7 protein-coding genes are annotated in these 3,617 nt (G+C 26.5%); 3 read left to right on the forward strand and 4 right to left on the reverse strand.

The window, feature by feature from the left end; translation table 11 throughout:
* The first annotated feature begins 172 nt into the window (after positions 1-172).
* A complete protein-coding gene (locus ACI3VO_RS09280) occupies positions 173-439 on the forward strand; it encodes a type II toxin-antitoxin system Phd/YefM family antitoxin (protein ID WP_439757645.1) in 267 nt (88 codons plus the stop codon).
* Entirely contained in the window at positions 432-695 is a 264-nt protein-coding gene (locus ACI3VO_RS09285; protein ID WP_439757646.1) for a Txe/YoeB family addiction module toxin, read from the forward strand. Before ACI3VO_RS09280 ends, ACI3VO_RS09285 begins: the two co-directional genes overlap by 8 nt.
* A 403-nt stretch (positions 696-1,098) precedes the next feature.
* Here ACI3VO_RS09285 and ACI3VO_RS09290 read toward each other — a convergent pair whose 3' ends face one another.
* On the reverse strand, positions 1,099-1,695 hold the full coding sequence (locus ACI3VO_RS09290) for a hypothetical protein (protein WP_439757647.1): 597 nt from the start codon (positions 1,693-1,695) through the stop codon (positions 1,099-1,101).
* A gap of 182 nt (positions 1,696-1,877) precedes the next feature.
* Here ACI3VO_RS09290 and ACI3VO_RS09295 point away from each other — a divergent pair, with 182 nt between their 5' ends.
* The gene (locus ACI3VO_RS09295) at positions 1,878-2,315 is read left to right on the forward strand and encodes a hypothetical protein (RefSeq protein ID WP_439757648.1); all 438 of its coding nucleotides are present in this window, start codon (positions 1,878-1,880) and stop codon (positions 2,313-2,315) included.
* Between the two features lie 104 nt (positions 2,316-2,419).
* Here ACI3VO_RS09295 and ACI3VO_RS09300 read toward each other — a convergent pair whose 3' ends face one another.
* From ACI3VO_RS09300 to ACI3VO_RS09310, 3 genes are all read right to left on the reverse strand, one after another.
* Entirely contained in the window at positions 2,420-2,590 is a 171-nt protein-coding gene (locus ACI3VO_RS09300) for a hypothetical protein (protein WP_439757649.1), read from the reverse strand.
* Positions 2,591-2,594: 4 nt separating this feature from the next.
* Positions 2,595-3,197: a hypothetical protein gene (locus ACI3VO_RS09305; protein WP_439757650.1), complete on the reverse strand. Its 603-nt coding sequence runs from the start codon at positions 3,195-3,197 to the stop codon at positions 2,595-2,597.
* A 132-nt stretch (positions 3,198-3,329) separates the two neighbouring features.
* Positions 3,330-3,617, reverse strand: a 288-nt coding sequence (locus tag ACI3VO_RS09310; RefSeq protein WP_439757651.1) for a JAB domain-containing protein, incomplete at its 5' end; no start/stop codon positions are given.

The following is a 3,617-nucleotide window of genomic DNA, read 5'->3' on the forward strand; positions in this document are numbered from 1 at the left end:
ATATATACTGGTTAAAACTTTTGTACCATTGTATAAACCAATGCTTATATTTATAAATTTCTCATGTAAATACATTATATAGCCACATTTCCATATAATAATATTGACCGTACAGATTACTGTACGTTATAATAAAAGTACAATAATCTGTACTTAAAAAGGAGGTATCTCTATGTTAGCTGTAAATTATACAACTCTAAGAAAAAACATGAAAAGTTGTTTTGATAAAATCACAGATGAATACGAAACTATGGTTGTTACTAGAAAAGACAATAAAAATGTAGTTATACTATCAGAAGAATCCTACAATAATTTAATCGAAAATATTCATCTTATGGGTAATAAAGAGAACTACGACTGGCTTATGGAATCTAAAGCACAACTTGAAAATGGAGAGTTTTTTACAAAAGATCTAATTGAGGTAGATATTGATGAATAAGGTATTTACTAAAAATGGCTGGGAAGACTATATTTATTGGCAAACTCAAGATAAAAAAACATTAAAAAGAATAAATACTCTTATTGAGGACATTTCAAGGAATGGTAATGAAGGTATAGGAAAACCTGAACCTTTAAAAGGCAATCTTTCAGGTTATTGGAGTAGAAGAATAGACGATAAAAATAGACTTGTATATAAAATAGACGATAAAAATATTTATATCTTAGCTTGTAGATACCATTATAGCGATAAATAATTATATTTATACTTAATAAGTATAAAGCAGTAGAAAAGATCAATGGATTTTACTCCATTGATTCTTTAATTTATGCAGTAATAAAAGCTTCAATCCTTTATTTTAAGTTTTATTTCAAGTCGGAACCCAAACTTTTTTTTGAAGAAATCGAGGTTGGTGAGCGAAGTGAAACGAAGCAAACCACACCGAGATTTCTTCAAAAAAAAGTGAAATATAAGGGCTTCGCCCTATATATTTCATTCATATATATTAATTATATGTTATATGATTTTTTTTAAAAATGTATTATTTATTGAGTTTTTACAATATTTTTGAATATAAAAATACTAAATATTAAGCATTATCTTTATAAAAAACAAATAAGCAGAATACAACTAAGTATTCTGCCATTTAAGTTATATATTTATTTACTCTCGTATTCTTTTACCATATTGTAAAATGTACCTTTCTTTAATCCAAGCTCCTTAATAGCTGTATTAGTAGATATTAAATTATTTCTCCACTTGGTATAGACCTCTATAAAATTATCAGGCATCTTAATAGCTGGTCTGCCAATTTCTTTATCTGTTCTAGGTGATACCCTTACTCCATATTCATTGACTGGCATCTGACTTATACCATTTATAGTTCCTTGTCTTTTTCTAGCATTTTCCTTAGATATTAAGAGCTGCTCAATTAATTCCATTTGATCGTCTATGTATTTACTTGAATTTAGCTCCTGATTTTCAATGAAATATACCATTATTCCTTTTAGATATAGTGATTTTATTGTATCTAATATAAATTTTTTATTGCTTCCTAAGGCTTCTATATTTCTTATAACTAGAGTATCTCCTTGCTTTAAAATCAAGTCTCTAAGAGCCTTTAAATGACTTCTATTTCCAATATCAATATAAATATCCCTTTGGTCTATATTACAAGCCATAAACATATTTATATCCTCATAAGGGACTTCGTTTTGATTTTTAAGATAAATATATCCGTAAATTCTATTGTTCATATTATCACCTCTTATATAGTTTCTACTATATGGTTCGTGTAAAAATATAAGTTGATGTAATTTTGAGATATATTATTATTTCAATAAAAAATAAAATATATTGTTATTTTAGAGGAAATATATTGCTTTATGTAGAAATTAATAAAAATATGAAGATATTTTTACAGGAGTGGATATAAAAAATGAGCTTTATTAGAAAAAAATTACAATTAAAAAGCGAATTAAAAAAAATGGATCTTTTAAATGTCTTTGATATTGTAAAAGATGATTCAGAATCGATGGTTTTAAGAACAATGCAAAATATAACTCAAGAAAATGAAAGATGTCTTATTACTATGCTAATTGCAGAAAATAACCCATACAATGTAATTTGTTTTATTCTTGATAGAGTAGTATCTGACTTTAATGATAAAGAATTCCTACTCGAAACATTAAATAACCTTAATAACAAGGATTATTTAGTAAAATATTTTATAAATGAAAATAATTATATTGAAGCTAGAATAACTTATATTGCAGATGATGAAAATTTTGATGCTTATACTTTTGCAAAATTAAGTCAAATAGGGTTCGATAGTTTAACAGAAAATTACTATGATATAGCAATATGGACAACTTAAACCTTAGGAACATTAAGAGATATGTAATTTTATACATATCCCTTAATATTTTACAAATAATTCAAAATAAATCATACAATTCACTATAAAGAATACTGAATTTATTATAATTTAGTATTCTTTAATGTTTTACCTCTTATAGGTTTTGAATATGTAATTATTCTGCCATCATCTAATTTAACCTGATACAGCCAAAGTCTGTTCTTGCCTATAATTCTGACTATTGGAAACTTACTTATATCCTTTGGAAGGAATTTAATTGGTTTTTTATCCATAATATTAAAGTCCTCCATAGAATCTATGGTCAATATAAGAATAGTAAACTTTGACACCTTCGCTTGTAGTAAAAGCTACTGCTGGTATTAGTTCTAGTAAGCTCTCTACATCATGCGTAAATATTAATTGGTCTATTACATCTTCTTTACTTCTATTTTGTACCCACAGGTCTATTAGCTCTTCCTTGCTAAAGTATTTCTTTACATATTCAGGATCATCTAATCTATCATTTAAAACTCTCTTTGCAACCTCTTCTAGTTTTTCTTTATCTGTGTAGAATATATGACTTTGACATAAGCCTACACCATTATTTAAGATGCTTTCAGCTAATTCGCTTGATTCTTCTACAGTTAGATTGTATCTAAAATCTAAAGAGCTATTTACAAATACATGAGTTTTCAAAATATCTCTATCCATGTAAACCCCACCAAAGATTAGGTCAGATAATATATCCATATTGTCTTGTAAGAATTGTACTTCCTCTTTATTTTCAGCCATATCAAATATTTCTGTAACTCTTTCCTCTGCTAGGTTTTCGTATCTATTTTCAACACATTCAATTTCATAAGCTTTCATTTTTTCTATTATTTTTTTAGTATCCAACATTATTATTTCCTCCGATTATTAAATATTTTTTTGAATTAATTTTGTAAATTAAAAAGGGATAGAAACTCGTCTATCCCTTGATATTACTTAATACCATTTGTTTATATATTAATTTATAAACTTATATTACACCTATAATATGCAGTTTTCCTTGAATGAAAAATACTTATTATCTCCCAAAATTAGATGGTCTAAAAGCTCTATCCCTAAAATCTCACCAGCATCTTGGATTCTCTTTGTTATTAATTTATCTTCTGCACTTGGTTTTAATATTTGGCTTGGGTGATTATGAGCCAACATTATCTTGCTACTATTTGAAAGTATAGCTGTCTTAAATACTTCTCTAGGGTGAACTATAGATGCATTAACAGATCCAACACTAACTACTGAAATATTAGTAGGTTGATTTTTTGTATCTAA

This window comes from Intestinibacter sp. (assembly GCF_051866655.1).
In the GTDB taxonomy this organism is placed as follows: Bacteria; Bacillota; Clostridia; order Peptostreptococcales; family Peptostreptococcaceae; genus Intestinibacter.

Coding starts and splice junctions, on each gene's coding strand:
- ACI3VO_RS09300 (WP_439757649.1), bottom strand. CDS start 2,590: ATGGATAAAAAACCAATTAAATTCCTTCCAAAGGATATAAGTAAGTTT.
- ACI3VO_RS09285 (WP_439757646.1), top strand. CDS start 432: ATGAATAAGGTATTTACTAAAAATGGCTGGGAAGACTATATTTATTGG.
- ACI3VO_RS09280 (WP_439757645.1), top strand. CDS start 173: ATGTTAGCTGTAAATTATACAACTCTAAGAAAAAACATGAAAAGTTGT.
- ACI3VO_RS09305 (WP_439757650.1), bottom strand. CDS start 3,197: ATGTTGGATACTAAAAAAATAATAGAAAAAATGAAAGCTTATGAAATT.
- ACI3VO_RS09295 (WP_439757648.1), top strand. CDS start 1,878: ATGAGCTTTATTAGAAAAAAATTACAATTAAAAAGCGAATTAAAAAAA.
- ACI3VO_RS09290 (WP_439757647.1), bottom strand. CDS start 1,695: ATGAACAATAGAATTTACGGATATATTTATCTTAAAAATCAAAACGAA.